The sequence below is a fragment of the Streptomyces sp. CS113 genome (assembly GCF_002188365.1).
GTDB classification, from domain to species: Bacteria; Actinomycetota; Actinomycetes; order Streptomycetales; family Streptomycetaceae; genus Streptomyces; species Streptomyces tendae.
The window spans coordinates 8,013,863-8,038,596 of the sequence record NZ_KZ195574.1; the positions used below are offsets into that span (position 1 = coordinate 8,013,863).

The window sequence follows — 24,734 nt, forward strand, 5'->3', positions numbered from 1 at the left end:
CCCCCGTCTGGGGTGACGCACCGCGGACTGTCGCCTCGTCCCGGCCCTGCCGTCAGCGCGTGCCGACCGCCGCCCGCACGGCCCGCCGGGCCATCTGGCAGTCGTCGTGCAGTCGGCGCAGCAGCAGCCGCTGCTCCTCGCCGGTCGGCGCGGCACCCGGATGGGCCGGCGCCGGCGGTGCCACGACCGGGTCGTGCATCGAACGCTGCACGGCCGTCTCGTACGTACGGATCTCCCTGGTCAGCACCAGCATCAGGTTCACCAGGAAGGCGTCACGCGCCGCCGTGCCCGTGGACTGGGCGATCTGGCTGATCTGGCGGCGGGCCGCCGGGGCGTCCCCGAGGACCGCCCACAGCGTCGCCAGGTCGTACCCCGGCAGGTACCAGCCCGCGTGCTCCCAGTCCACCAGCACCGGACCGGCCGGGGACATGAGGACGTTGGACAGCAGCGCGTCACCGTGACAGAACTGGCCCATGCCCTGACGGCCGCCCGCGTGGGCGATGCCGTGCAGCAGCTTTTGCAGGTCGCCCAGGTCCCGGTCGGTGAGCAGACCCAGCTCGTGGTAGCGGGAGATACGGGCCGCGTAGTCCAGCGGGGCGTCGAAGGTGCCGGCCGGCGGCCGCCAGGCGTTGAGCCGGCAGACCGCACCGATGGCCGCCCTGATGTCGGCCCGCGGCGGTGCCTCCAGCGGGTGCCGCTGCAACGCCGCCACCCGCCCGGGCATCCGCTCGATGACCAGTGTGCCGTTGTCCGGGTCCGCCGCGATCAGTCTCGGCACCCGCACCGGGGGGCGCTGCCGGACGAACGAGCGGTACGCCCCTATCTCGTGCCTGCTGCGTTCCGCCCACGCGGGGGAGTGGTCCACTAAGCACTTGGCCACCGCCGTGCTGCGCCCGGTCGTGCCGACCAGGAGCACGGACCGCCCGCTGCGCCGCAGCACCTGCACGGGGGAGAACTCGGGGCAGATCCGGTGCACGGCGGCGATCGCCGTGCGCAGTTGGGCCCCCTGGGGGCCGGACAGGTCGATTCTTCCGCTGAGCGGCTGGGTGCCGGGCCCCGCGCCGAGCCGCGCCCTGCCGGCCCCGAGCACCGGGGCCGCCGGACGCGCGGGGGCGAGGTAGGGGCCGCCACCCGCCGTCGGGCGGGGGTGCAGCGAGCGCTGCGGGGCGGACACGGAGGACGATGCTGCGTACATGGGCGAGACAGATCCCTTCGTGTGCCTGCTGTGCCTGCCTGAAGAAGTGCCGTTCCGGTCCAGCCCGTTCGCTGCCGGAGGGCAGATCTTCCGAAAGTCGTCGCGCCGCCCGACCGGCCGCCCGGGGCCACCCTGGGGAGTACCCCCACGGCGACCGGGTCGGGGTGGCGCATTCCTACCTGACACCCGGCCGCCCGTGGCACACCATCTGGCGCACCCTGGCGAACGGTGGCGAATAGTCGCCCGGCAACCCGCACGGGGCTACTGTCAACTCAGCCGAGAACCTGGGGGCTTGACGTGAGCGGAGAACCCAACACCCGTCTGTCGGACCTGTTCGGCCTGGCCGGCTGGTCCAAGGGCGAACTCGCGAGGCTGGTCAACCGGCAGGCGGCGGCCATGGGCCACCCCCAGCTGGCGACCGACACCTCGCGGGTGCGGCGGTGGATCGACATGGGAGAGATCCCGCGCGATCCGGTGCCGCGGGTGCTGGCAGCCCTGTTCACCGAGCGTCTCGGCCGTGTCGTGACCATCGAGGACCTCGGTCTGGTCCGGCACGGGCGTGCGGGGAAACGGCCACCCGGCGGGAGCGAAGAGCATCCCGACGGCGTGCCGTGGGCGCCCGAGCGGACCGCGGCGGTCCTCACCGAATTCACGGGAATGGACCTCATGCTCAACCGACGCGGCTTGGTGGGCGCGGGCGCCGCGCTCGCCGCGGGCTCCGCACTCAGCAGCGCCATGCACGACTGGCTGCACGCCGACCCGGCCCTGGCGGCCGACGCCCCCGACCCCCACCAACCCCTGCACGCCGACCCCGCCGGGTTCGACCGCTACGAGGCCGCCCCCATCGGGTCGCAGGAAGTGGAGGAACTGGAGCGCTCGGTCGAGGTGTTCCGCGCCTGGGACGCCGCCCGCGGCGGCGGCCTCCAGCGCAAGGCCGTGGTGGGCCAGCTCAACGAGGTGGGCGGCATGCTCGCCTACCACCACCCCCCCCATCTCCAGCGGCGCCTGTGGGGCGTCGCCGCCAACCTCGCCGTACTCGCGGGCTGGATGTCGCACGACGTCGGCCTGGAACCCACGGCCCAGAAGTACTTCGTCATCGCCGCACACGCGGCACGCGAGGGCGGTGACCGGCCCCGGGCGGGCGAGGCGCTCTCCCGGGCGGCCCGCCAGATGGTGCACCTGGGCAAGCCCGACGAGGCCCTGGACCTGATGAAGCTCGCCCAGTCCGGCTCCGGCGAGCAGGTGCTGCCGCGCACCAAGGCCATGCTCTACACCATCGAGGCCTGGGCGCAGGCCTCCATGGGCAAGGGCCAGGCGATGCGCCGCACCCTGGGACGGGCCGAGGACCTCTTCGTCTCCGACAAGGCGGACGTACCGCCCCCGGACTGGATGCAGACGTTCAAGGAGGAGGACCTGTACGGCATGCAGGCCCTCGCCTACCGGACGCTCGCCGAGTTCGAACCGGGGGCCGCCGCGCACGCCCAGCACTATGCGGACAAGGCCCTGGCCCTGAGGATCGACGGCCGGCAGCGGTCGAAGATCTTCGACTACCTGTCGATGGCCTCCGCCTGCTTCATCGCCGACGACCCCGAACAGGCGGACCGGTACGCGCGCCTGGCCCTGGTGTCGATGGGCTCGAACTCCTCCCAGCGGACCTGGGACCGGCTGCGCCAGATGTACCGGCTCACCGCCGAGTACGCCGGTTACCCGAAGATCCAGGAACTGCGGGAGGAGATCAAGCTGGCCCTGCCCAAGGGCAGGTCACCCAGGGGGAAGGGGCCGGGCGGCAGCGTCGCGTCCGCGTAGGCGCCGGCGCGTCGCGCGCCGGATCCCCACAGGTCTCACCGCGTCACCCGGGCCAGCAGCAGGCAGGCGTCCGCACGGTCCGGAAACTCACCGAGTTCCCGCGTGACGACCGCTACGCCGTCCTGCGCCGAGCGCGCCCCGGTCAGCCGGGGGGCCAGCGAGAGGAGGTGCTCCACGGCCGCCGGTTCGAGTGCCCCGGTGTGCAGGAGCAGCAGGTCGCCCGCCTCCAGGGTCGTCTCGGCCTGCCCGGACAGCGCGTGCCCCGTCCCGCCGCGGAAGAGCAGCGGGGCGGGGCACGTGTCGTGGGCCCACGTCAGGGCACGGGTGTCCGGCCGGTAGCCGCAGTGGACGGCGCCGCGCACCGGTGGCAGGGCGGTGTCCCGGAGCAGTTCGCCGAGTCTTTCCCGGAGCCGCTCGGGCCGGGTGCCGGCCAGCGCCAGACCGCGCACGGCGCCGATCAGCACCGCCGGGCCGGGCCCCTCGCTCTCCGGGCGGCCGAAGTCGCCGACGGTGAGCAGGGTTTCGCCGTCGGTGCCGAGGGGACACGCGTCGTACCACCCGCCGTGTCCCGACCGCGGCCCCGTCGCGGACGGCGTAGGGAGGTGTGCGGCGGCCAGGTCCAGGCCGGGCCGCCCCTCCTGCGGGAACCGCAGCAGGCCCTGCCAGGGCGGCGGCGGAGGATGCCGCAGGGAGTCGCTGGTCTCGCTCACCGCCCGTTGACTGCGCCGCAGTTCGCTGACGTCCCGCAGCACCGCCCACATCGAGGCGGTGCTGCCGTCGCAGTCGAGGACGGGCTCGCCCATCATGTGCACGGTGCGTACGGTTCCGTCCGGGCGCACCACGCGGAACTCGCCGTCGATGGGCCGGGCGTCGACGAGGCAGTCCGTGACCATCGCGGTCAGCTTCGGGCGGTCCTCGGTGAGCACCAGGGACGGGAGTTCGTCGAGACTGAGCGGGACGGAGGCGGGGTCACGGCCCAGGATGCGGAACAGTTCCCCGGACCACTCCGCCTCGTCCGTCAGCAGGTTCCACTCCGCGCTGCCGACACGGCTGAGCAGCGAACCGGCGCGCGGCGCGGGAGCGGGACCGTCCCGCAGCTGCGCCAAGTGCGCGTCGAGGTCGGTGAGCTGGTGCAGCGCCAGGTCGTACAGGGCACGCTGCCAGCGGCCCCGGGGGTCCGTCGCGTCGTCCTGGCTGTCGCGCCGTACCGCGTCCACGTCGCCCCGCAGCCGCCGCGTCTGCGATATGAGCGCCTCGACCGAGCCGGGTCCCGGTGGCTGGGCGGCCGGGTGGTCCGCGGAGAGATGGGACGACATGACGCACTCCGATGTGCTGACGGTACGACCAAGGTGGAACCGAGGCTGACGGAAGGACCGTTACGACTGTTGCACAGCCCGCCATGCCCCGTAAGGGATTCGGCAACACACGATACGGTGGTGCTTCCGGCATATGCCACCGTCTTCCCGGAGTGACTCCGGTACGCCTTCGACGCACCCGGGAGTCGCGGCAAGTCGTAGGCCGACTACGGGACTTGGCGGGCGTGGGGGCTCACGGAGGTCGTCGCTCTGGTGTTCGTCGGACTCTCGTTCTATGCCGGGTCGTGGAGGGCCGGACGGGGCGCCAGTTCGACGGGCGTGCGTGCGCCCGTCTCCAACGCCCGTACCCCGGCCTCGGCGACGGCTGCGGCAGCGTACCCGTCCCAGGTGCCCGGCCCGGTGACCCCGCCCCGGCGGGTGGCGTCGACCCAGCTCTGCACCTCGCGGTCGTAGGCGTCGGAGAAGCGTACGAGGTAGTCCTGCGGCACCTCCTCCCGCGCGTCGCCCGCGGCCGTCACCACCATGGTGTGCGCCGCGCCGATCCGGGCGCTGCCCGCCTCGCAGACGGCCTCGCAGCGCACCTCGTAGCCGAAGCCGCAGTTGACGAAGACCTCCACGTCCACCACGGCGCCGCCCTCGGTCTCGAAGAGCACGAACTGCGGATCCAGCAGGCCCTCGGGCGCACCGGCCGACGGCCGCGGCCGCAGCACGGTCACCGCGCCCAGCTCCTGGCCGAGCAGCCAGCGGGCCGCGTCGATCTCGTGCGAGACGGAGCTGTTGATCAGCATCGCCGAGGTGAAGTGCGGCGGAGAGGAGACGTTGCGGTGCACGCAGTGCAGCATCAGGGGCCGGCCGAGGCGTCCGCCGTCCAGGAGGGACTTCAGGCCCTGGTACTCGGCGTCGTACCGCCGCATGAAACCGATCTGCGCCAGCCTCCGGCCGAGGCGTGCCTCCGCCTCCACCACCCGCAGCGCCCCCGCGGCGTCCGGCACCATGGGCTTCTCGCACAGCACCGGCAGTCCCCGGGCGAAGGCGGCGAGCAGGGCCTCCTCGTGCGCCTCGCCGGGCGAGGCGATCAGGACCGCCTCGACGCCCGGCGCGTCCAGGGCGGCCTCGACGTCCGTGTGCACGGTGACCCCGCCGATTCCGCCCACGGCCTCCTTGGCCCGCTCCGCGTCGGGGTCCGCCACCGCGGCGACCCGGGCGCCGCTCACCACACGGTCGAGGCGTCGTATGTGGTCGGCGCCCATGTGGCCCGCACCCAGGACCGCCACACCCAGAAGTTCGCTCACGCTGCGTACGCTCCTTCGCCGTCCGCCGCGCACCCGCGGGCAGCGGGTACGTGTACGGCGAACAGGCTTTCACGTGCGTCAAGGGGCACGGGGCGGACGTGCTGCCTCCGGGCGCGGCGGCGGGCGTTCAGTACCGGAGCACCCCCGCGATGCCGTCCGCGTCCCGGAGCGCGCCGTCCGGCACGAAGCGGACGTCGGCGCCGGTCTCCAGGCACTGCTCGACGATCTCGTCCACGATGTCCTCGCGGGCGTCGAGGTCGCCGTCGGCCGCCGGGAGCAGGTGCTCGCAGTCGTCGCGCATCGTCACCTTGAAGCCCTCCTCGACGGCCAGCAGCCGGACGCGGCCCGTGTGCGCGCTCTCCCACAGCTCGTCCACCCCGGCCGCGAAGTCCTTGCGGCCGCGGGCCGCGTCCAGTTCCCTGGCCACCGCCTCGACCTGCCCGCGCGCCTCGTCCTCGAGCACCGGCCGCACCGCCTGCCACACGGCCTCGGCGGTGCCGTGCGCCAGCCCGCCGTGCGGGACCAGCACCGCGGCCGCGGCCAGCGCGCCCGCCTCGTCGAAGAGGGACAGTGCCGGCTCGGGCCCGGTGATGTACAGCGGCCGCGGGTGCGCGCGCAGCACCCGGCCCATCGCGCTGTCGGCGTCGCGCAGGAACCTGCGGGTGCCCTCGTCCCGGAAGGTGCTCGGCGCGTCACCGATCCGCTCCTGGCGCTCGGGGTCGAAGTCCTCCGCGGGCCGGTCCAGCGGGAAGCCGCCGAGGTGTTCCTCCACGACCCGGCCCGCGCCGCCGCTCCACAGCTTCACGCGGTCGGCGGCGACCGACAGCACCCAGAACGGCCGCTCGGCGGTCTGTGCGGCGACGAGGTTGCGGGTCAGGAAGGTGTCCGAGAGGACCACGCGCTCGGGCACGGAACGGCTCAGGGTCCAGACCTGGTGCTCACCGGGAGCGGCGAAGATCGCCAGACCGTCCTCGGCGTACGTCAGGTCGATCTCGGCCAGCGCCCGGTCGAGCTCGCGGGACACCTCCGTGCGGCGGTCGCGGCTGACCGCCGGATCCTCCTCCAGCTGCTTCTTGGCCGCGGCGACCGCGTTGCGCAGCCGGACGCGGTCCTGGGCGTTGTCCGGCTCGCGGCGATGCGTCGGCGTCAGGACGGACACGGCCGGGTACGGGCGGGGGCGCCGCAGTTCGGCGAGGGTGGCGGGACTCAGATCGTGCTCCATGTCAGCACGATAGGCCTCTCCGGCATATCAGGCATTCGGAGCAGAACGCCGCTCAGTCGGACCCGGTGCCGGCCGACTCGGGGCCGCAGGAACTGCCGTCGGGCGGCAGGGAGCCGTACAGCAGGAAGTCGTCGACCTTGCGGTGCACGCACTCGGAGGACGCGTAGCCGGTGTGCCCCTCGCCGCGGTTGTCCAGGACCACGGCGGAGGGGCCGAGCCGGCCGGCCGTCTCGGTCGTCCAGCGGTACGGCGTGGCCGGGTCGCCGCGGGTGCCCACCAGGAGCATCCTCGCGGTGTCGAGGTCCTTCACGCCGTCCCGGATGTAGTCCGTGCCCTTGGGCCGGCCGTAGCACATGAGCACCTGGGTGAGCCGGTACCGGCCGAAGACGGGTGAGGCCTCCTCGTAGCGTGCGCGCAGCCGGCCGAGGGACGCGGTGACCTGGGCGGCGGTGGGGCGGTCGGGGTCGTCCGCGCAGTTGATCGCCATCAGGGCGGCCGGGAGGTTGTCCATGGGGACGTCCTCCTCGTCGGTGAGGCCGGCGCCCTTGTCCCCGCGCACCGGGAAGGTGACACCGCCCGACGAGAAGCCCTGGAGGCCGCGGGTGTCGCCGTCCTCGAGCAACTGCGCGAGCGCCCGCTCCAGCGACGGCCACAGCTCCCGGCTGTACAGCGCCTGACCGATCGCGCCGACCATGTCCTGCCCGGTGAAGGGCTCGCCGAAGGCCGACGGCACCGGGTCGGAGTCGAGGGAGGCGACCAGGCGCTCGACCTGGTCGCGGGCGGCGCGGGCGTCCCGGCCGAACGGGCAGGCGATGTCCTCGACGCACCAGTCGAGGAAGTTCTCCAGCGCGGTCTGCTGCCCCCGTGCCCCGGCCAGCCCCTGCTCGGTCAGCGGTTCCGTCAGCGTGTCCACCCCGTCCAGGACCATCCGGCCGACCTTGTCGGGGAACCGGGCCGCGTACACCGCCCCGAGCCGGGTCCCGTAGGAGAAGCCCAGGTAGTTGAGCCGGTCGTCGCCGAGTGCCCGGCGCATCACCTCCATGTCGCGGGCGGCGTCGACCGTGCCTATGTGGGGCAGCACGGGGCCTGAGTACTTGGCGCACTCGGCCGCGGCGTCCCGCAGCCGCTTCAGGACGTCCTCCGGGTCGGTCAGCCCTCCGTCCCCGTCCGTCGCCTCCATGATCTTCATGGTGGCCGGTCCGCAGGACACCGGGGAGGAGCGGCCGACGCCGCGGGGGTCGAAGGTCACCACGTCGTAGCCGTTGGTGAGGTGCATGAACTCCTTGCCGCCCATGGCGAGTTCACTGACGCCGGAACCGCCGGGGCCGCCGAAGTTCAGCAGGACCGAGCCCCGCGAGTCACCGGTCGCCCGGTAACGGGCCAGGGCCACGTCCAGGGTCCGCCCCTCGGGCCGCGCGTAGTCGAGGGGGACGGTGACCTTGCCGCACTGCAAGTCCTTCGGCATGTCCGTGCCCTCGCACGCGGACCACGTGACCTTCTGGTCGTAGAACCGCGACATGCCGGGCCCGGCGTCCCGCGTGGTCGCGGTGGTCGCGGTGGTCGCGGTGGTCGCGGCGTTCGCGGCGTTCGCCGCGGGCAGTCCCGCACCCAGCAGGGCCAGGCCGAGTGCTCCGCCGACCGCGCAGCGCCGGACCGAGGGCCGAGTCTCCACCTTGGCCTGCATCGATGCCTCCCGGGCGCCCCGTCGCGGACCGGTGGTCGGCGCCCTCGCTCACCATAAGCGGGCTTCCCCACCGGCGCCTCCGGGCGGCAGCGCACCGGACGGCGCACCGCTTGTTCGATGAACCGTCCACTCGATGGGGTGAAAGGCCGATAAGCCATAACTCGGATGGTGCGCCCGCGTTTTAACCGGTGCGGGCGAGTGCCCGCGACCATGTCTGGAAGGCAGGGAACTCATGAGAAGGGTTACCCGAAACGGTGTGCTCGCCGTCGCCGCCTCAGGCGCGCTGGCCGTGACGATGCCGGCGTGCGCGGCGTTCGCGTCCGACGGGGCCGGCGCCGACGGATCCGCGGCCGGTTCGCCCGGGCTGATCTCCGGCGACACCGTCCAGCTCCCGGTGGACGTGCCGGTCAACGTGTGCGGCAACACCGTGAACGTGGCGGGGCTCCTCAACCCGGCCGCGGGCAACAGCTGCGCCAACACCGGTGAGGCGGGGGCGTCCCGCACGGGGGCGTCGAAGAAGGACACGGGCGCCTCGGACGGTGCGTCCGGCGGCCGGTCCGGGGGGACGTCCGGCGGCGCGGTCGCCGAGGGCAGCGGAAAGGATTCGCCCGGCGTGCTCTCCGGCAACGGGGTGCAGTTGCCGGTGCACCTGCCGGTGAACGTCAGCGGCAACAGCGTCAACGTGGTCGGCATCGGCAACCCGGCCGTCGGCAACGAGTCGGCCAACGGCTCCGGCGACCACCCCGAGCCCGCACGGCCCCCGGCGGAGCCGGAGCCGTCCGCCCCCGAGGAGGAGCGCGCCGGGCCCGAACCGTCCCCGCAGGCCGCCGCGCCCCGGGAAGAGGTGTCTCTCGCCCACACAGGGGCGGACCACACGGTGTCGGCGCTCGCCGGTGGCGCCGCACTCGTGCTGGGTGGAGCAGCGCTCTACCGGCGCTTCCGTACCGGCTCCGAGAGCTGACCGCGGCCGGGGCACCCGTCCGCCCCCCCCGACGGGCGCCCCGGCTCAGCCGCGTCCCGTGTGGAAACGCCGGTGCAACGCGTGGATCTCGTCCGTGAGTTGCGGCACCGGGCCCTCCACGGTCACGCCAGGCGCCACCTCCTGCACCGGGAGCGGCCGCACCGGCGCTGCCGGGACGCCCAACTCCGTCAGCCAGCAGACCAGTTGCTTCGACGAGGCGACGTACGCGATGCGCCCCAGGCCCACCCACGCGTGAGCGGCGGCGCACATCGGGCAGTGCTCGCCCGACGTGTACACCGTGGCCGCGGCCCGTTCCTCGGGGGTCAGCCGGGCGGCGGACCAGCGCGCGAGCTCGAACTCCGGGTGACGGGTCCGGTCGCCGGAGGCCACCCGGTTGTGATCCTCGGCCAGCACCGTGCCGTCCCCGCCCACCAGCACCGACCCGAACGGCTCGTCGCCGGCCTCCAATGCCGTGGCGGCCAGCTCCACACAACGGCGCAGGTGCGGCAGTTCGACGTCCTTCACGACCATGGCGTACCGCCCTCCTCGTGACGTGATCCTTTCCGCCCACCCTAGGCTCCCCGGCTCGAACCATCTTGCTAGCCACAATCACGAGCGTTATAGTGTCTAACGAAAGCGAGCATCGATAGCGAACGAGATCAGAGGAGCGCCATGTCCACCACCACTCCGCAGTCGCCCGCCCCGCACGTCGTCCTGGGATCCGGCCCCGCCGGCACCGCGCTCGCCCGTGAGCTGGTGCGCAGGGGCCACCCCGTGCGCCTGGTGGACCGCGGCGCCGCCGGTCCCGCGATCGAGGGCGTCGAGCGCGTCGCCGCCGACGTGGGCACGGCCGACGGTGCGCGCGCCGCCATACGGGACGCCGCCGTCGTGTACCACTGCGTCAACGTGGCCTACCACCTCCAGGTAGAGGTGATGCCCCGGGTCCAGGAGGCCGTCCTGTCCGCCGTCGAGGCGAGCGGCGCCCGGTTGGTGGTGCTCGACACGCTCTACCCGTACGGCGAGACCGGGGGAGCGGTGATGACCGAGGACAGCCCCTGGAACGCGACCAGCCGCAAGGGGCGGATGCGTGCCGAGCTGGACGAGCGCTACCTCGCCGCCCACCGGTCCGGCCGGGCCCGCGTGGTCCTCGGCCGCAGCGCCGACTTCGTCGGACCGGGCGTCCTCAACTCGTCCCTGGGTGCCGCGGTCTTCCCCGGCGCGCTCACCGGCGGGGACGTCGTGGCCATGGGCGACATCGACCTGCCGCACAGCTACACCGGCATCGAGGACGTGGCGGCCGGTCTCGCGACCCTCGGCGAGCATCCCGAGGGCGACGGCCGCGTGTGGCACCTGCCGACCGCGCCGGCCGTCAGCACGCGCGAGATCCACGCGATGGTCGAGAAGCGGGTGGGCAGGCCGCTGAACGTCGTCGTGCTGGAGCGGCCCCGTCCCTTCGGCCCCTTCGACGAGCAGATGATGGCCGAGTACGAGGAGATGTTCTACCAGCACACGGAGCCGCAGATCATGGACTCCGGCGCCTTCGAGCGGTTCTTTGACGTGGCCCCGACGCCGCTCGAGGACACGGTGGACGCGACCGTCACCTGGTACGAGGCGTGGCTCCGCAGCCGGTGACGGTCAGGCCCTCAACGGCCCGGACGTGACCGGGACCGGTCCAGTGCGGCCACGCCGACCGCGGCCAGGCCGATCTGGATGAGCCACTCGACCCAGTCGACGCCGTCGGTGTCGGCCACGTCGAACGCCGACGCGACCCACGATCCGACGAGCGCGGCCACGATGCCGACGAGGATCGTCCACAGGACGCCGATGCGCTGCCGGCCCGGAACGACCAGCCGGCCCAGCACGCCGATCACCACACCGATGACGATGGCGCTGATTATTCCGTCGATCTCCATGTCCACCCCTTTTGCAGGACCTCCGCTGTTGTGCGTCTGCCCGCTGCGGGCGGGTGCAGTCCGCCGATGGGGCGGCGGCACGGGTGACGGGCCGGCCCGCGGGTGCGGGGCCGGCCCGTGCCGTTTCCTTCCTGTGTGTCTAGGGCCTGCGTGGCGCGCTCCGCGCCGCCGTACCGGCGCAGACCATGCCCAGCATCAGGGCCAGGGCGCCGATGACGATGTTGTTCCAGATGACACCGGCGTCCGGGCTCGTGCCGACGATCCAGGGCGAGATGATCATCCAGACTCCGATCGCGCACATGGCCCAGCTGAGGCCGTACATGCGCTCCGGGGCGCGGGTGAATCCGAGGGCCAGCAGACCGATGGCGATGCCCACGATCAGGTTGTGGGCCACGAGTGAGGGCTGGCTGGTGGTGAAGTGGAGTATCCACGGGGACACGGCACAGTAGAGGCCGAGCAGGAACACCGGCCCGTCCACGAGTGCCACGTCGCGACCACCGAGCACGCGCGCGTAGCGCGCCTGCATTTCCGGGGCGTCCGGGTGGCTGGTGATGTCACCTCGGGAGTGCGAGACGTTGGCCATGAGTCGTCTCCTTCGACTTGCAGGGCCGACCGCTTCTGGTGCGGTGTGCGGTAGCGCCGCATAAGAGCATTCTGCTCTTATTTCTCCCTTATGTGTAGTGGTGGGCGGGTCGGGATCCCGACGATCCGCATTGTCACGCCCGTGTGAAATCCCGGACCGCGGCACGAGACCGGATCCGGTTCTCCTTGACCGCCCTCGACCGGCGCTGCCACGATCGTCGGCATGACCACGCGACCGGATCTCACGAGGCGACGCCACGTCGACCTCGCGCGCGTCTCCAGCGCCTCCTGTCGCACTGCGGCCTGATTTCGCCGGTCCGCCGTTCCGTTCCGCCCCGTTCCGTTCCGCCCCGTTCCGTTCCGCCCCGTTCCGTTCCGCCCCGTTCCGTTCACGCCGCGCCGCCCCGCCCCGTCCCGTTTCACGCCGCGTCGGCCCGGAGTCGCCCTGTGCCTCCCGTACCGCCCGAACCCGGCCGCGGCCCGGTCCGGTCCGGTGGGGCCCGCTGCCCCCAACCGCCCTTCCGCGCCCCGCTCGGCGAACTCCCGCAGGAGACCCCGCCGGTCCTGCCGCCGTGCCCGCCGCCCCGCTCGAAGACCCGAAAGAGGACCCAGGGCCACCGTCCTGTCCGTCTCCGGCAGTCCCTCCGCCTCCTCCCGTACCAACCGGCTGCTGCGCCACCTCGACGACCGCCTGACCGCGCGGGGCCACGAGGTGATACCGCTCGACGTCCGCACCGTCCCCGCCGAGGCCCTGCTCGGCGCGGACTTCGGGCACCCCGCGATCACCGGGGCCGCCGAACTCTTCGCGCGTGCCGACGGTGTCGTCGTCGCCACGCCCGTCTACAAGGCGTCGTACTCCGGTGTTCTCAAGGCCCTCCTCGACCTCCTCCCGCAGTACGCCCTCACCGGCAAGACGGTGCTGCCGCTCGCCACCGGGGGCTCCACCGCCCACGTCCTGGCGATCGATTACGCGCTCCGGCCGGTGCTCCACTCCATGGGCGCGGCGCACGTCGTGCCGGGCTGGTTCACCCTGGACCGGGACATCACGGTGCCCGAGGACGGCACGGTCACCGTCGCCCCGGGTGCCGCGGAGGCCCTCGCCCATGTGGTCGACCAGTTCTCGGCGGCCCTGTCCGCCCGCCCGGCCGTCCCCGTGCCGACGACCCCCGCGCTGGCCGCGGCGAGTTGAGCGGCCCATCACGGTTCCAGGTCAACTCCTCGACCGGTCAGGCGGATTGGATTGGTCTACACCCTTGACTGGTACAGACCAAGGCGGTTGAGTATGCCTCACACCCCCCTCCACGGCCGCCCCCACGCCGTGGCCGGTCCGACCGGCACGTGCGCACAAGGTTCCGCTCCATCCTGCCCTTGTACGGGAGCGGCCGTGCTCCGCAGAAGGAGACAACCTGTGTCGAGGCGCCGCATATCCGCTTTGGTGACCGCTCTCGCCCTGGCCGGCGCAGTGCCGTTGCTCATGCCGGCCACCGAGGCTTCCGCCGCCGCGTGTTCGAGCTACCCCGCCTGGTCGGCCGACGCGAACTACAACACCGGCGACATCGTCCGCTACACCGACGGCAAGGCCTACATCGCCGAGCACGCCAACCCGGGCTACGACCCGCTCATCAGCACCTGGTACTGGGAGCCGTACGCCTGTGACGGCGGTTCGCAGACGCCGGTCGGCAACTTCGTGGTTAGCGAAGCCCAGTTCAACCAGATGTTCCCGGGCCGGAACTCCTTCTACACCTACAGAGGCCTCACCGCCGCACTCAGCGCCTACCCCGGCTTCGCCAACACCGGCAGCGACACGACCAAGAAGCAGGAGGCCGCGGCCTTCCTCGCCAACGTCAGCCACGAGACCGGCGGCCTCGTGCACATCGTCGAGCAGAACACCGCCAACTACCCCCACTACTGCGACTGGAACCAGCCCTACGGCTGCCCGGCGGGCCAGGCCGCCTACTACGGGCGCGGGCCCATTCAGCTCAGCTGGAACTTCAACTACAAGGCCGCGGGGGACGCGCTCGGCATCGACCTGCTGGGCAACCCCTGGCTGGTGCAGAACGACGCGGCCGTGGCGTGGAAGACCGGCCTGTGGTACTGGAACACCCAGTCCGGGCCCGGCACCATGACCCCGCACAACGCCATGGTCAACGGCGCCGGCTTCGGCCAGACCATCCGCTCCATCAACGGCTCGCTGGAGTGCGACGGCAAGAACCCCGCCCAGGTCCAGAGCCGGGTCACCAAGTACCAGCAGTTCAGCCAGATCCTCGGTGTCTCCCCGGGTGGGAACCTGTACTGCTGACACCTCCCGGGTGTGCGAAACTCCGCCGATGACCTCGGAAACGATCACCGCGGAGTCCGCGGGCACCTGGCACCTCGGCGACCTGCCCGTCCGCCGCGTCGGCTTCGGCGCGATGCGGCTGACGGGCAGCGCCGCCTTCCACCTCGGCACCCCGAGCGACCGCGCACGCTCCCTCGCCGTACTGCGCCGGGCCGTCGAACTCGGCGTCAACCACATCGACACCGCCGCCTTCTACTTCTCCTCCCTGCGCTCCGCCAACGAACTGATCAGCAGCGCGCTCGCGCCCTACGCCGACGACCTGGTCATCGCCACCAAGGTCGGCCCGTACCGCGACTGGTCGGGGGAGTGGGGCACCTCCGCCCGCCCCGAGGACCTGCGCGGCCACGTCGAGGAGAACCTGCGCCAGCTCGGCCGGGACCACCTCGACGTCGTCTACCTGCGCCGCATGCGCCAGGACTCGATCGCCGAGCACTTCGGGGCCCTGGCCGAGCTGCGTGCGGCGGGTCTGATCCGCCACCTCGCCCTGTCCGACGTGGAGCCCCGGCACCTGGCCGAGGCGCAGGCCATCGCGCCGGTGGTGAGCGTCCAGAACCGGTACGGCCTCGGCTTCCACGACCCCGCCACGGACGCGCTCCTCGCCCAGTGCCGCACGCAGGGCATCGCCTTCGTGCCGTTCTACGCCATCGCCGGCGAGGCCGGACCGCAGGGTGCCGGCACCGCCCACGAGGCGGAGGTGCGCTCCGTGGCCCGGGCCCACGGAGCGACCCCCGCACAGGTCCGCATCGCCTGGACCCTGCACCAGGGCCCGCACGTCCTGGCCATCCCCGGCACCGGCAACCCCGACCACCTCGCCGAGAACGTCGCCGCGGGCGCGCTGCGCCTCACCGACGAGGAAGCGGCACGACTGGACGGCGCCCGCACGGGCTGACCCCGCACGGGCTGACTTCGCACCGCTGAAGCGCCGGCCTCGGAGGAGGGGACTTGGCGCCCGAGGAGTTTTACGTATAACCTCTCCCGTCAATCGCTCGTCCCGGAAGGTGCCGATGACACGCATCGCCCTGGTCGCCCTCGTCGTCGACGACTACGACGAGGCGATCCGCTTCTACACCGAGGCCCTCGGCTTCCGCCTCGCCGAGGACACGCCCCGGCCCGACGGCTCCCGCTGGGTCGTCGTCGAGCCCGGCGGGCCGGGCGGCGGCACCGCCCTGCTGCTGGCCCGCGCCAAGGGGGACGACCAGCGTGCCCGGGTCGGCGACCAGACGGGCGGGCGCGTCGGGTTCTTCCTGCACACCGACGACTTCGCCCGCGACCACGCCCGCATGACCGCGGCGGGCGTGACCTTCCTGGAGGAGCCCCGGCACGAGCCCTACGGCTCGGTCGCCGTCTTCCGGGACCTGTACGGCAACCGCTGGGACCTGCTCCAGCCCGCCGCACCCTGATCCGTCCCGGCCCCGCAGCGACATCCGTCCCGCGCTCGCATCCGTCCCGCACTCGCATCCGTCCCGCACTCGTCCCCGCTTTCCGCACCGAACCGCCGAGGAACCGCCGCACATGTCATCTACGCGCATAGACTCCGAGACCCTCCGCCGCCTCCCCAAGGCGGTCCTGCACGACCACCTCGACGGCGGCCTGCGCCCGGCGACCGTCGTGGAGCTGGCCGAGAGCGTCGGCCACACCTTGCCCACCACCGACCCCGACGAGCTGGCCGCCTGGTACTACGAGGCCGCAAACTCCGGTGACCTGGTCCGCTACATCGCCACCTTCGAGCACACCCTCGCCGTGATGCAGAACCGCGAGGGACTGCTGCGCACCGCCGAGGAGTACGTCCTGGACCTCGCCGCCGACGGCGTCGTCTACGGCGAGGTCCGCTACGCCCCCGAGCTGAACACCCGGGGCGGGCTGTCGATGCCGGAGGTCGTGGAGACCGTCCAGGAGGGGCTCGCCGCAGGCATGGCCAAGGCGGCCGCCGCCGGGACGCCGGTCCGGGTCGGCACCCTGCTCTGCGGCATGCGGATGTTCGACCGGGTCCGCGAGGCCGCCGACCTCGCCGTCGCCTTCCGGGACGCCGGCGTCGTCGGCTTCGACATCGCGGGCGCCGAGGACGGCTTCCCGCCCGCCGACCACCTCGACGCCTTCGCGCACCTGCGCCGCGAGAACGTGCCCTTCACCATCCACGCCGGCGAGGCGCACGGACTGCCCAGCATCCACCAGGCCCTCCAGGTGTGCGGCGCCCAGCGCATCGGCCACGGTGTGCGCATCACCGACGACATCCCCGACCTCGCGGCCGGCAAGCTCGGCCGGCTCGCCGCCTGGGTGCGCGACCGCCGTATCGCCCTGGAGATGTGCCCGACCTCCAACCTCCAGACCGGCGCCGCCGGCTCGATCGCCGAGCACCCGATCACGGCGCTCAAGGACCTCGGCTTCCGTGTCACCCTCAACACCGACAACCGCCTCGTGTCGGGCACGACGATGACGCGCGAGATGTCCCTGCTGGTCGAGCAGGCGGGCTGGGGCGTCGAGGACCTGCGCACGGTCACCGTGAACGCCCTCAAGAGCGCCTTCCTCCCCTTCGACGAGCGCAACGCCCTCATCCGGGACGTGGTCCTGCCGGGCTACGCGGCCGCGCTCCGAACGAGCCCGCGCGCATAGGCGGCCTGTCCGACGTGCTGGAGGTCGTCGGACAGGACGCTGACCAGCCGCACGGCGAGTGTGACCGGCGGATCCCAGGTGTCGTCGACGACCCGCTCCAGGTCCTTCGCGGTCAGCGAGCGCAGGGCGGTGAGCGTCTGCTCGTGCACGGCGTCGTGGTAGCCGGTCAGCAGCTCGCCCGAGTCGACCCGCACCTTCGCGACCTCGGCGGGGCTGTGGCCGTACCCGGTGTCGCGGCGGGGCAGCTCCAGGCCGAAGCGCTTCTCCCACTCCCCGGTGAGCCACACCTGGTCGAGCCCGAAGGCGTCGGCGACGTGGTCGTCCTGGACGCGGGTGAGGTGCCAGACCAGCCAGGCGACGGAGTTGGCGTCGGCGGCGGGGCGGGCGTTCAGGCCGTCGGGGTCCAGGCCCTCGACGGCGGCGTGGACTTCTTCCCGGATGCGGCCGTAGGCCTCGATGAGGATGTCCTTCGCATGCATACGTCCACCATCGCGCAGTCCGGCCGCCCGCGCCCCCCGTTCACCCGCTTCCCGTCTCCAGCAGCCCCATCAGCGCCCGCGCCGCCGGACTGGTGGCCTGGGCGGGCGGGAGCAGCGCGATCGTCTCGTACTCCGTCCCGCCCGCGTCCTTGAGGGGCAGCGAGGTCAGAGCGGCGCGCTTGTGCCGGAAGTGCCGCGGCACGACCGCGATGCCCAGGTTCTCGTCGATCAGGTCGAGCAGCCCGTGCACGTCGTTCACCTCCAGCGGTACGGTCCGCCGCACGCCCGCCGCGGCGAAGACGGCGTCGGTCACGCGGCGCGGACCCCAGTCCGGGTGGAAGTCGACGAAGACCTCGTCGGCCAGGTCGTGCGGGGTGAGCACCGCGCCGTCCGCCGCGAGCCGGTGGCCGGGATGGCACAGCACCGTCATCGGCTCGCCGGCCAGCGACACCGAGCGCAGCTGGTCCGTGTCCGCCTGGGTGCGGTAGGCGAAGGCCAGATCGAGCCGCCCCGCCGCGACCTCCTCGGCCAGCTCCCCGGAGCCCGCCTGCCGCAGCCGGATCTCCACGTCCGGGTGGCCGCGCCGGAACGCGGCCAGCAGCCGGGCCACCGGCACCCCGGCGATGCACTGCTCGGCGCCCAGGGACAGCGTCCCGCGCAGCACCCCCTGCACCGCGGCGACCGCCTCGTGCGCCGACCGCACCTGGGCCAGGATGCGCTGCGCCTCGCCCAGCAGCGCCCGCCCCGCCTCCGTCAGCGTCACCCGGCGGGTCGTGCGCACGAACAGCGGCGCCCGCAGCTCCCGCTCCAGGGCCCGGATCGACGCCGACAGGCCGGACTGGGACACCAGCAGCCGTTCCGCCGCGCGGGTGAAGTGCTGGTCCTCGGCGACCGCCACGAAGTGCTGAAGATGACGCAGTTCCATGATTGAGAAGCGTAACCGCGCAATCCCATCGGATTCTTCTGTTGGACCACTGTGCCCAGGTCACGCGAGAGTGGAGGACGGTTCCACCCAAGCCCCGTACCTCGGGGGCCAACCCCTCTGGAGTCGCGTTGTACACCGCACACCCCGACCGCTACGCGGAGATGCCCTACCGGCGCACCGGACGCAGCGGCCTGAACCTCCCCGCGCTCTCGCTCGGCCTGTGGCACAACTTCGGCCCGGACCGCCCCGTCGAGACCCAGCGCGCCATCCTGCGCCGCGCCTTCGACCTCGGCGTCACCCACTTCGACCTCGCCAACAACTACGGCCCGCCGCCCGGCTCCGCCGAGTCCGCGCTCGGCGAGGCACTCAAGGCCGACTTCGCGCCGTACCGCGACGAGCTGGTGATCTCCACCAAGGCCGGCTACCTGATGTGGCCCGGCCCGTACGGCGAGTGGGGTTCGCGCAAGTACATGCTGTCGTCCCTGGACCAGAGCCTGTCCCGGATGGGCCTGGAGTACGTCGACATCTTCTACTCGCACCGCCCCGACCCGGACACTCCGCTGGAGGAGACGATGGGCGCCCTGCACACGGCGGTGCAGCAGGGCAAGGCGCTCTACGTCGGCGTCTCCAACTACTCGCCGGAGCAGACCCGCGAGGCCGCCCGCATCCTCGCCGAGCTGGGCACCCCGCTGCTGATCCACCAGCCGCGCTACTCCATGCTCGACCGGCGCCCCGAGACCAGCGGCCTGCTGGACGCCCTCGACGAGCTGACGGTCGGCACCATCGCCTACTCACCGCTGGAGCAGGGCCTGCTGACCGGCCGCTACCTGAACGGCATCCCGGAGGACTCGCGGGCCGCGAGCGACAGCCCCTTCCTCAACTCCGACGCGGTCACCGGGGAACTGGTCGGCAAGCTGCGCACCCTGAACGAGATCGCCGGGTCCCGCGGCCAGTCACTGGCGCAGCTGGCCCTGGCCTGGGTACTGCGGCAGGGCAGGGTGACCTCGGCCCTGGTCGGCGCGAGCAGCCCGCGGCAGCTGGAGGACAGCGTCGCGGCCATCGGGAACCTCGACTTCGACGCCGACGAACTGACCCGCATCGACAAGGTCGTCCAGGGCTAGAACACCGCCCGAGCGGGGCGAGCCGGGTCCGGGAGGCGGTGCCACACCGCCTCCGGATCCGGCTCGCGCGCGTTCCCGGCCCTCTCACGCCCCCGCGGGCACCCGGTCCAGGAAGCCGAACACCGACCGGATGCGGTCCTCGCCGTCCAGGGTGATCACGTCGAACCCGGCCACCGGCGCCGAGCCGTCGGCCTCGTTCACCAGCTCCCAGGAGAAGCGCGCGGTGTCGTGGTGCCCGTCGACCGCACCCGACAGCCGGAAGGAGAAGCCCGGGAACTGCTCGTGCGCCGCCGCCATCACGGCGGCGATCTGCTCGTGGCCGCGCACATCGGCCAGCGGGTCGGTGTAGCCGCCGTCCTCGGTCCAGGCCGCGGCGACCGCCTTGGCCACCGCGTCCGGGCCCGCGTTCCAGGCCTCGAAGTAGCGGGCGACGGCGTCCTCGTAACGACGGGTGGGAGTGGACATGGCGATCAGCCTCCGATGAGGTGGGTGCGCTGGTCTGGGGCCGGGTCCCGGTCTCGGTGACCCGGTGGGACCACCCTGCCCGCGGCGGTCGGAACCGTCGATTACCCGCGGGGTCATGCTCACGCGGTGCGGCGGTGGAGCGGCGGTGGTGCGGCGGTGGTGCGGCGGTGGTGCGGCATTTCGGCCAACCGGTGCCGCGAATATGCCAGGAGACTGGCCGGAAATTCATGGTGACAGTGGTTCAGTAGTGAACATACTCACCACTAGGGCCTTTCACACCATGCGACAGCGCCCTCACGCAGAGCACACGAGCCGCACGGACGCGCCGCCCGACCGGCAGGCGGGCGTGACGGGGAGGGCAGCAGTGCACGACGAGTTCCTGTGCCATGTCACCGCCTACGGTGTCTGTGACGGTCGGCGCATCGGTGTCCCCCTGGGCACCTACCGGGCCCCCACTCTCGCCCTGGCCCTGTGGTGGCTGCGGGACCGGGCGTCGTGGATCGCCGAGCGGCTGGATCCGCAGCCCGACACCCCGCACTTACCGCGCGGCGCCCTGACTCCCGTCGCCGACGACGCGCCCGACGTGCCGCGCATGCTGCGCTCCTGGTGCGCCGACGACGTACAACAGGAGCTGGTCGCCGACGAGTTGGCCGCGGGGCACCTGGTGCGCGTCGCGACCAGCGACGAGACCACCGAGTACGAGCTGATGGCCGAGTCCGTGGACGCGCTGCGCATGCAGCGGGCCGCGCCGCTCCTCGTCGTCCCCGTCGCCTGAACCGGCCGCGCCCGGCCCTCAGGGCCGCCCCCCGGCCCGCTTCAGGACCGCACCCTGCCGGACCTCCCGCTCATCCGCCGCGCCGGCAGCGAGCCCAGGAACCCGGCGACCAGTCCCCACAGCAGCGCGAGACCCACCGCACCCCACAGCCGCGGCCGCAGGAACACCTGCCCGGACAGCCCGCCGCCCAGGTCGCCGATGCCGAGCACCGACAGCCCGTAGTGGGCGGAGATCCGGCCGATCAGGCCGATCACGAGGACCGTGAGGGCCAGGACGACGGCCATGTGCACGGCGTGCAGCCAGGCCGGCATCCCGGCCGGGGAGCGGGCCGCCATCAGGAATCCGGCCGCCAGGACCAGGACCGCCGCGGCGACCAGCAGCCACCACATCCGCCCGTCGTGTTCGGCGAGCGTGCCCACGTTCACCGTCGAGACGTCCGGCGTGCGCAGCACCTCGTCGAGCACCCGCGGCATCGGGAGCCCGAACGGCCCCTCCACCCGACCGTTCCAGGTCGCCCCGAGGCCGATCGTGAGCGCGGGCCAGGCCAGGTTCGGCAGCCCGAGCAGCAGCACGGCGAAGGTGTCCGCGGGACTGCCCCGCGTCCCGGCGGCGACCAGGGCCACGACGACGCCGATCACCACGTACGCGAGCAGCAGCGCGACCATCGCGTACGCGGCCGGCCGCACCGACGTCCGCAGCCGCAGCAGCCGCCCGGGCAGCGGCGCCCGGTGCGAGACCAGCAGCGCGAGGACGAGCACCCCCGCCAGCCACAGCAGACCGAAGAGGACGGTCAGCGGCACGTCCGTGGTGAAACCGACCGTCGGACTGACGCCGAACAGGTCGCCGAGGTCGTTCAGCAGGCCCTCCCCGAGTGAGACCTCGAAGGTCTGCCGCGCCGCGAACGCCGTCCCGAGCAGGGCGGCCAGCCACAGGACGGCGATCCGCCCGGCCCAGCCGGCCAGCTCCGGGACACCGGTCACGGCCCGGTGGCGCAGCGGACGCAGGAAGCCCCGGGCGATCACCAGCGCACCGGTCAGGGTCACGGACAGCGGCATCACGGTCAGCCCCGCGTCGGTGGCCGCCAGCTCGCCCGCGTCCCCCGACATCTCCAGCACGCCGCCCACCGCGGTGACGACGGTCGCCGTCACGACCCGCGGGAAGGCGTCGTCCGGCAGGTCCGCGGCACCGGCCGCCCACAGCCCGAGCGCGGCCACGGCCCCCATGGCGACCAGCCCCGCCAGCACCGTGGCCAGGGCCTGCGCCCAGCCGTGGCGGGCGACCGCCCGGCCGGAGGTGCCGGGAGGACCGGAGGGCATGGGGGGTACGGGAGGCTCTGCGGGGGTTCGCGGACTCACGGTGCCACGCTAAGCAGCCCCCGCCGGGCCCGCCCGCCGACAGGGCCGTACGCGTCGGACGGCGGGGTCCGGCTCCGCCCGTACCGGACGGCGGTCAGTCCGCCCGCACGATCAGGGCGTAGTCGCCGAGGCCCAGCAGCCGGTCGGCCGGCAGTTCACCCCGGGTGGTGAAGAGCGCGAGGAGACGGGCGGTGCGGGTGTCGAACGCGACGTCCAGCACCGTGCCGTAGCCGGTGCCCGTGTCCGTGAGGATCCGGCGGCCCAGCAGGTCGTGGTGGGGCGGCGCCGACGTGTCGGCGGCGGCGGACCCCACCCGGACGGCGCCCGGTCCGACCGCGCTCACCGCGTCCCAGGGCAGCGCCGTCTCCCGGCCGAACCGGCCGCCGCGCCACCGGACATGGCTGACGGTCCCGGAGACCACGTCGACGGTCAGGGACGTCACGGCGCCGAGCGGCCCGGCCCCGTCCGGCGGCACCACCGGCAGCCCGCGCACCTCGGTGAACAGCATCACGGCAGCGAGCCCCTCCACCCGCCGGGCACACCACCGACCAGGGCGGTGAAGCCGGGCAGGTCGTCCGCGACGTGCCGGACCGCGTCGTCGGGCAGCACCAGGGCCCGGCCGGTGACCGTGAGCGTCTCGCCGCGCGGCACGTACACCCGGCGCCGGTGGCGGGAGTGGCCGGGCACGAACCGCCGGCTCGCCGCCACCCGGAAGCCGACGACCCGCCCACCGGTGCCGCCCTCCACCACGACGTCCAGCACGGTGCCGATCTCCGCCCCCGCCTCGGTCAGCACCCTCGCCCCCAGCAACCGGGCCCGCAGGTTCTGCTGGTGCGCCGTCATCGCCGCCGCGGCCACCAGGCCCCGCCGGTCCCGGATCATCACCGCGTCGTGGCCCAGCGCGTGCACGGCCGACCAGGGCAGGCCCTCCTTCAGCGGGCCGGACAGCAGGCCGCGTCCGGTCAGGGTGAATCCGGTGATCCGGGCCGCGGCGGCGTCGCATACGGTGTCCTTGACCTGGGCGACGGCATCGCCGCCGAGCGTCACCACCGGCCGGGTGGTGAGGCTTCGTGCGGCCATCAGTTCGTTCATCGCACACCCTTCCCCACCCGCTCGCACACCCCTGACGTATCTTCGGGTTCCCCGCACGACTGTGACGATGCCCGCACTGCGAAGAGACGGGGACTGCGATGCGCGGCTCGGGGTACGAGGACAGGTGCAACAGAGTCCGGCCAGCCCGGCTTCCGAGAGAGACACGCATGACCGAGTACCTGGACGGGGCAGTGATACCGACTGGTTTCGACGTACCCGTTGAACCGCTGCGGCGGGCGGCGCACTACTCCGGCGAGCCGGGATGCATAGCGCAGGCGCGTTCCTTCGCCTCGCTCTTCCTCGAACAGCTGAGGACCGAGTGGTGCGCCACGATCGGCGCCCGAGCCGACGGCGCGGTGCTCCTGGTGGTGAGCGAGCTGGTCACCAACGCCGACCGGCACAGCAGGGGGCCGTACATCCTGGAGCTCGAGGGCACGGGCAGTGCGGTCACGGTGACCGTGTACGACAGCAGCGGCGCGGTGCCGGAGCGCTTCCCCCGGGATCCCGAGCGGGTCGGCCGGCACGGTCTGGAGATCGTGCACGCCCTGGTCGACACGGTCGTCGTCGAGCGCGTCCCGGTCGGCAAACGCGTACGCGCCGTGGTGCCCCTCACCGAGGAGTGAAGGACACCACCGTCGTCACCGTCTTCGTCGCGGGCCGGGTTCAGGCGCAGCCGAGTTCGCCCAGCATGCCCTCGCGCAGCCGGGTGATGATCCGCTTGATCAGCCGGGACACGTGCATCTGGGAGCAGCCGAGCCGTTCGCCGATCTCCGCCTGGGTGGCCTCCTCCACGAACCGCAGGTGAATGATCTGCCGGTCGCGCTCGCTCAGCTCGGCCATCAGCGGCGCCAGGGAGTGGAAGTCCTCGACGAGCCGCAGCTCGTCCTCCTCGACCCCGATGAAGTCGGCCAGGACCGACTCGCCGTTCTCGGCTCCTTCGCCGGTCAGGGCGGCGTCCAGCGAGGAGGAGTTGTAGCCGTTGGACGCGATCTGGCCCTCGATCACCTCGCGCTCGCCGATGTTCATCAGCGTGGCGAGTTCGGCGACGGTCGGCTCGCGGTCCAGGCGGGAGGAGAGCTCCTCGCGGGCCCGGGCCAGCTCCACGCGCAGCTCCTGGAGCCGCCGCGGCACGTGCACCGCCCAGGTGGTGTCCCGGAAGAAGCGCTTGATCTCGCCGACGATGTACGGCAGCGCGAACGACGTGAACTCGACCTCGCGCGACAGCTCGAACCGGTCGATGGCCTTGATCAGGCCGATCATGCCGGTCTGGACGATGTCCTCCATGTCGTCCCCGCGACCGCGGAAGCGGCCCGCCGCGAACCGCACGAGCGACATGTTCATCTCGATCAGCGTGTTGCGCGCGTACTGGTACTCGTGCGTGCCCTCTTCGAGTTCCGTCAGGCGCCGGAAGAACTGGCGGGACAACTGCCGTGCGTCGCGCGGAGCCACGGTGCGCGGGTCCACGGTGCGGGTGTCCACGGCGTCCGTGCGGGTGTCCACGGCGTCCTGCGTTTCCGGCCGGACCACGGCGGTCTCCATTGCCTCTCCCACGAAAGTCACGGTTCGACGTCTCCCTAGGCTTTTCGCGCTTGCGGGTACCCGG

General features: G+C 72.8%; 27 protein-coding genes. 12 read left to right on the top strand and 15 right to left on the bottom strand.

The window, feature by feature from the left end; translation table 11 throughout:
• Positions 1-52: 52 nt before the first annotated feature.
• Positions 53-1,195, bottom strand: a complete 1,143-nt coding sequence (locus tag B9W62_RS36170; protein WP_179235842.1) for an aminoglycoside phosphotransferase family protein — start codon at positions 1,193-1,195, stop codon at positions 53-55.
• A gap of 297 nt (positions 1,196-1,492) precedes the next feature.
• Here B9W62_RS36170 and B9W62_RS36175 point away from each other — a divergent pair, with 297 nt between their 5' ends.
• Positions 1,493-3,001 (top strand): DNA-binding protein NsdB, encoded by a 1,509-nt coding sequence (locus B9W62_RS36175; protein ID WP_087811118.1) that lies wholly within the window; start codon positions 1,493-1,495, stop codon positions 2,999-3,001.
• A 35-nt stretch (positions 3,002-3,036) separates the two neighbouring features.
• Here the strand turns inward: B9W62_RS36175 and B9W62_RS36180 are convergent, their stop codons facing one another.
• From B9W62_RS36180 to B9W62_RS36195, 4 genes are all read right to left on the bottom strand, one after another.
• Positions 3,037-4,317 (bottom strand): PAS domain-containing protein, encoded by a 1,281-nt coding sequence (locus B9W62_RS36180; RefSeq protein WP_087811119.1) that lies wholly within the window; start codon positions 4,315-4,317, stop codon positions 3,037-3,039.
• Between the two features lie 272 nt (positions 4,318-4,589).
• On the bottom strand, positions 4,590-5,609 hold the full coding sequence (locus B9W62_RS36185) for a Gfo/Idh/MocA family protein (RefSeq protein WP_087811120.1): 1,020 nt from the start codon (positions 5,607-5,609) through the stop codon (positions 4,590-4,592).
• 127 nt (positions 5,610-5,736) lie between these two features.
• The gene (locus B9W62_RS36190; protein WP_087811121.1) at positions 5,737-6,831 is read right to left on the bottom strand and encodes a baeRF3 domain-containing protein; all 1,095 of its coding nucleotides are present in this window, start codon (positions 6,829-6,831) and stop codon (positions 5,737-5,739) included.
• Positions 6,832-6,883: 52 nt separating this feature from the next.
• Positions 6,884-8,515, bottom strand: coding sequence for an alpha/beta hydrolase (locus tag B9W62_RS36195; RefSeq protein ID WP_087811122.1), 1,632 nt, complete (start codon positions 8,513-8,515; stop codon positions 6,884-6,886).
• A gap of 232 nt (positions 8,516-8,747) precedes the next feature.
• Between B9W62_RS36195 and B9W62_RS41150 the strand changes: the two genes are divergently transcribed.
• Positions 8,748-9,476, top strand: coding sequence for a chaplin (locus B9W62_RS41150; RefSeq protein WP_087811123.1), 729 nt, complete (start codon positions 8,748-8,750; stop codon positions 9,474-9,476).
• A gap of 45 nt (positions 9,477-9,521) precedes the next feature.
• Here the strand turns inward: B9W62_RS41150 and B9W62_RS36205 are convergent, their stop codons facing one another.
• Positions 9,522-10,007 (bottom strand): nucleoside deaminase, encoded by a 486-nt coding sequence (locus B9W62_RS36205; protein WP_087811124.1) that lies wholly within the window; start codon positions 10,005-10,007, stop codon positions 9,522-9,524.
• A gap of 141 nt (positions 10,008-10,148) precedes the next feature.
• On the opposite strand from B9W62_RS36205, the gene B9W62_RS36210 reads away from it, so the two are divergent.
• Positions 10,149-11,108 carry an SDR family oxidoreductase gene (locus B9W62_RS36210; RefSeq protein ID WP_087811125.1) on the top strand — a complete coding sequence of 320 codons (960 nt, stop codon included), beginning with the start codon at positions 10,149-10,151 and terminating at the stop codon, positions 11,106-11,108.
• Between the two features lie 11 nt (positions 11,109-11,119).
• Here B9W62_RS36210 and B9W62_RS36215 read toward each other — a convergent pair whose 3' ends face one another.
• Both B9W62_RS36215 and B9W62_RS36220 read right to left on the bottom strand, forming a co-directional pair.
• On the bottom strand, positions 11,120-11,389 hold the full coding sequence (locus B9W62_RS36215) for a GlsB/YeaQ/YmgE family stress response membrane protein (protein ID WP_087812264.1): 270 nt from the start codon (positions 11,387-11,389) through the stop codon (positions 11,120-11,122).
• Between the two features lie 139 nt (positions 11,390-11,528).
• The gene (locus tag B9W62_RS36220; RefSeq protein WP_087811126.1) at positions 11,529-11,972 is read right to left on the bottom strand and encodes an SPW repeat protein; all 444 of its coding nucleotides are present in this window, start codon (positions 11,970-11,972) and stop codon (positions 11,529-11,531) included.
• A 222-nt stretch (positions 11,973-12,194) separates the two neighbouring features.
• Between B9W62_RS36220 and B9W62_RS41280 the strand changes: the two genes are divergently transcribed.
• The 6 genes from B9W62_RS41280 (at position 12,195) to B9W62_RS36245 (ending at position 16,919) form a co-directional block, all read left to right on the top strand.
• A complete protein-coding gene (locus tag B9W62_RS41280; protein WP_350891961.1) occupies positions 12,195-12,278 on the top strand; it encodes a putative leader peptide in 84 nt (27 codons plus the stop codon).
• Positions 12,279-12,593: 315 nt separating this feature from the next.
• Positions 12,594-13,160 carry an NADPH-dependent FMN reductase gene (gene ssuE, locus B9W62_RS36225; RefSeq protein ID WP_087812265.1) on the top strand — a complete coding sequence of 189 codons (567 nt, stop codon included), beginning with the start codon at positions 12,594-12,596 and terminating at the stop codon, positions 13,158-13,160.
• Between the two features lie 219 nt (positions 13,161-13,379).
• Complete coding sequence (locus tag B9W62_RS36230; protein ID WP_087811127.1) at positions 13,380-14,270, top strand: glycoside hydrolase family 19 protein; 891 nt, start codon at positions 13,380-13,382, stop codon at positions 14,268-14,270.
• 28 nt (positions 14,271-14,298) lie between these two features.
• Positions 14,299-15,198 carry an aldo/keto reductase gene (locus B9W62_RS36235; protein ID WP_179235843.1) on the top strand — a complete coding sequence of 300 codons (900 nt, stop codon included), beginning with the start codon at positions 14,299-14,301 and terminating at the stop codon, positions 15,196-15,198.
• Positions 15,199-15,313: 115 nt separating this feature from the next.
• A complete protein-coding gene (locus B9W62_RS36240; protein ID WP_087811129.1) occupies positions 15,314-15,709 on the top strand; it encodes a VOC family protein in 396 nt (131 codons plus the stop codon).
• A gap of 112 nt (positions 15,710-15,821) precedes the next feature.
• Positions 15,822-16,919, top strand: coding sequence for an adenosine deaminase (locus B9W62_RS36245; protein ID WP_087811130.1), 1,098 nt, complete (start codon positions 15,822-15,824; stop codon positions 16,917-16,919).
• Here B9W62_RS36245 and B9W62_RS36250 read toward each other — a convergent pair.
• The gene (locus B9W62_RS36250; RefSeq protein WP_087811131.1) at positions 16,883-17,398 is read right to left on the bottom strand and encodes a mycothiol transferase; all 516 of its coding nucleotides are present in this window, start codon (positions 17,396-17,398) and stop codon (positions 16,883-16,885) included. The genes B9W62_RS36245 and B9W62_RS36250 overlap by 37 nt on opposite strands.
• Before the next feature lie 40 nt (positions 17,399-17,438).
• Complete coding sequence (locus B9W62_RS36255; RefSeq protein WP_087811132.1) at positions 17,439-18,323, bottom strand: LysR family transcriptional regulator; 885 nt, start codon at positions 18,321-18,323, stop codon at positions 17,439-17,441.
• 128 nt (positions 18,324-18,451) lie between these two features.
• Here B9W62_RS36255 and mgrA point away from each other — a divergent pair, with 128 nt between their 5' ends.
• Positions 18,452-19,444, top strand: a complete 993-nt coding sequence (gene mgrA / locus B9W62_RS36260; protein ID WP_087811133.1) for an L-glyceraldehyde 3-phosphate reductase — start codon at positions 18,452-18,454, stop codon at positions 19,442-19,444.
• An 84-nt stretch (positions 19,445-19,528) separates the two neighbouring features.
• Here mgrA and B9W62_RS36265 read toward each other — a convergent pair whose 3' ends face one another.
• Positions 19,529-19,909, bottom strand: coding sequence for a nuclear transport factor 2 family protein (locus B9W62_RS36265; RefSeq protein ID WP_087811134.1), 381 nt, complete (start codon positions 19,907-19,909; stop codon positions 19,529-19,531).
• A gap of 364 nt (positions 19,910-20,273) precedes the next feature.
• Between B9W62_RS36265 and B9W62_RS36270 the strand changes: the two genes are divergently transcribed.
• On the top strand, positions 20,274-20,684 hold the full coding sequence (locus B9W62_RS36270) for a hypothetical protein (RefSeq protein ID WP_087811135.1): 411 nt from the start codon (positions 20,274-20,276) through the stop codon (positions 20,682-20,684).
• A gap of 41 nt (positions 20,685-20,725) precedes the next feature.
• Here the strand turns inward: B9W62_RS36270 and B9W62_RS36275 are convergent, their stop codons facing one another.
• From B9W62_RS36275 to B9W62_RS36285, 3 genes are all read right to left on the bottom strand, one after another.
• The gene (locus tag B9W62_RS36275; RefSeq protein ID WP_179235844.1) at positions 20,726-22,000 is read right to left on the bottom strand and encodes a streptophobe family protein; all 1,275 of its coding nucleotides are present in this window, start codon (positions 21,998-22,000) and stop codon (positions 20,726-20,728) included.
• Positions 22,001-22,133: 133 nt separating this feature from the next.
• Positions 22,134-22,550 (bottom strand): PRC-barrel domain-containing protein, encoded by a 417-nt coding sequence (locus B9W62_RS36280; RefSeq protein ID WP_087812267.1) that lies wholly within the window; start codon positions 22,548-22,550, stop codon positions 22,134-22,136.
• The gene (locus B9W62_RS36285) at positions 22,547-23,131 is read right to left on the bottom strand and encodes a PRC-barrel domain-containing protein (protein WP_087811136.1); all 585 of its coding nucleotides are present in this window, start codon (positions 23,129-23,131) and stop codon (positions 22,547-22,549) included. The genes B9W62_RS36280 and B9W62_RS36285 overlap by 4 nt, the downstream gene beginning before the upstream one ends.
• Before the next feature lie 167 nt (positions 23,132-23,298).
• Here B9W62_RS36285 and B9W62_RS36290 point away from each other — a divergent pair, with 167 nt between their 5' ends.
• Positions 23,299-23,754, top strand: coding sequence for an ATP-binding protein (locus B9W62_RS36290; RefSeq protein ID WP_087811137.1), 456 nt, complete (start codon positions 23,299-23,301; stop codon positions 23,752-23,754).
• A gap of 40 nt (positions 23,755-23,794) precedes the next feature.
• Here B9W62_RS36290 and B9W62_RS36295 read toward each other — a convergent pair whose 3' ends face one another.
• Positions 23,795-24,670 (bottom strand): RNA polymerase sigma factor SigF, encoded by an 876-nt coding sequence (locus B9W62_RS36295; protein ID WP_087811138.1) that lies wholly within the window; start codon positions 24,668-24,670, stop codon positions 23,795-23,797.
• Between the last annotated feature and the right edge of the window lie 64 nt (positions 24,671-24,734).

Excerpts from the sequence above, each read along its gene's own strand:
- B9W62_RS36245 (WP_087811130.1), top strand. The coding sequence starts at position 15,822 with ATGTCATCTACGCGCATAGACTCCGAGACCCTCCGCCGCCTCCCCAAG.
- B9W62_RS36215 (WP_087812264.1), bottom strand. The coding sequence starts at position 11,389 with ATGGAGATCGACGGAATAATCAGCGCCATCGTCATCGGTGTGGTGATC.
- B9W62_RS36240 (WP_087811129.1), top strand. The coding sequence starts at position 15,314 with ATGACACGCATCGCCCTGGTCGCCCTCGTCGTCGACGACTACGACGAG.
- B9W62_RS36290 (WP_087811137.1), top strand. The coding sequence starts at position 23,299 with ATGACCGAGTACCTGGACGGGGCAGTGATACCGACTGGTTTCGACGTA.
- B9W62_RS36295 (WP_087811138.1), bottom strand. The coding sequence starts at position 24,670 with ATGGAGACCGCCGTGGTCCGGCCGGAAACGCAGGACGCCGTGGACACC.
- B9W62_RS41280 (WP_350891961.1), top strand. The coding sequence starts at position 12,195 with ATGACCACGCGACCGGATCTCACGAGGCGACGCCACGTCGACCTCGCG.
- B9W62_RS36205 (WP_087811124.1), bottom strand. The coding sequence starts at position 10,007 with ATGGTCGTGAAGGACGTCGAACTGCCGCACCTGCGCCGTTGTGTGGAG.
- B9W62_RS41150 (WP_087811123.1), top strand. The coding sequence starts at position 8,748 with ATGAGAAGGGTTACCCGAAACGGTGTGCTCGCCGTCGCCGCCTCAGGC.
- B9W62_RS36255 (WP_087811132.1), bottom strand. The coding sequence starts at position 18,323 with ATGGAACTGCGTCATCTTCAGCACTTCGTGGCGGTCGCCGAGGACCAG.
- B9W62_RS36195 (WP_087811122.1), bottom strand. The coding sequence starts at position 8,515 with ATGCAGGCCAAGGTGGAGACTCGGCCCTCGGTCCGGCGCTGCGCGGTC.
- B9W62_RS36275 (WP_179235844.1), bottom strand. The coding sequence starts at position 22,000 with ATGCCCTCCGGTCCTCCCGGCACCTCCGGCCGGGCGGTCGCCCGCCAC.
- B9W62_RS36220 (WP_087811126.1), bottom strand. The coding sequence starts at position 11,972 with ATGGCCAACGTCTCGCACTCCCGAGGTGACATCACCAGCCACCCGGAC.
- B9W62_RS36210 (WP_087811125.1), top strand. The coding sequence starts at position 10,149 with ATGTCCACCACCACTCCGCAGTCGCCCGCCCCGCACGTCGTCCTGGGA.
- B9W62_RS36285 (WP_087811136.1), bottom strand. The coding sequence starts at position 23,131 with ATGAACGAACTGATGGCCGCACGAAGCCTCACCACCCGGCCGGTGGTG.
- B9W62_RS36235 (WP_179235843.1), top strand. The coding sequence starts at position 14,299 with ATGACCTCGGAAACGATCACCGCGGAGTCCGCGGGCACCTGGCACCTC.
- B9W62_RS36190 (WP_087811121.1), bottom strand. The coding sequence starts at position 6,831 with ATGGAGCACGATCTGAGTCCCGCCACCCTCGCCGAACTGCGGCGCCCC.
- B9W62_RS36180 (WP_087811119.1), bottom strand. The coding sequence starts at position 4,317 with ATGTCGTCCCATCTCTCCGCGGACCACCCGGCCGCCCAGCCACCGGGA.
- B9W62_RS36250 (WP_087811131.1), bottom strand. The coding sequence starts at position 17,398 with ATGCATGCGAAGGACATCCTCATCGAGGCCTACGGCCGCATCCGGGAA.
- B9W62_RS36170 (WP_179235842.1), bottom strand. The coding sequence starts at position 1,195 with ATGTACGCAGCATCGTCCTCCGTGTCCGCCCCGCAGCGCTCGCTGCAC.
- B9W62_RS36265 (WP_087811134.1), bottom strand. The coding sequence starts at position 19,909 with ATGTCCACTCCCACCCGTCGTTACGAGGACGCCGTCGCCCGCTACTTC.